1 protein-coding gene is annotated in these 534 nt (G+C 39.5%); it reads right to left on the bottom strand.

Annotated features, from left to right (window positions below):
- A partial coding sequence (locus tag FC20_RS09705) for a hypothetical protein (RefSeq protein WP_156402981.1) occupies positions 1-265 on the bottom strand: 265 nt, incomplete at its 3' end.
- Positions 266-534 lie beyond the last annotated feature (269 nt).

Here is a 534-nt window from a genome sequence, read left to right as displayed (position 1 = left end):
CCGGAGTGCTGTTCAAAGCACGCTCATTTAAGACCTTGCTTTGTGCCGCTTTTGACTTATTCCGTTCACTTTTTTCAACGGTTTGATGTAGATCATCATTGAGTGTATCGAGATTTTTATTCTTAGCTTTTTCAGACTTAATTTGTTTTTGTAACGCTACATTGACCTTTGTAGCCTGATCGGCATGGCCTTGTTGTACAACGCCAAATGCAATAGCAACGAACAAACCACCAGCTAAGACGGTAGAAATTAAACGATTATTCATGGGACACCTCTTTCATGGAATAGTAAAAAACCACGTCTTAAAGGTGCTTAGACGTGGCTTTATTGTGTGATATAATAACTGAAGCAGAAAGTTAGTGACGGTTGGCCAAACTTGATGTCAGGTGGTGGTGCTTATGCAGTATTTTGCGAAGTATCCAAAATCTACAGAAAGGAGTAGCCATTTTGTTGTTAGGGATTATTCTAGCCGTAATTTCTGGTGTAACAGTCATTGCATTGGCGCTTAAAAAAGCGTTAGATGCCTGTTCATTA

It is taken from the genome of Lactobacillus equicursoris DSM 19284 = JCM 14600 = CIP 110162 (assembly GCF_001434815.1).
In the GTDB taxonomy this organism is placed as follows: Bacteria; Bacillota; Bacilli; order Lactobacillales; family Lactobacillaceae; genus Lactobacillus; species Lactobacillus equicursoris.
The sequence above is the reverse complement of the archived record's forward strand: the minus strand, read 5'-3'. Positions and strand labels throughout refer to the sequence as shown.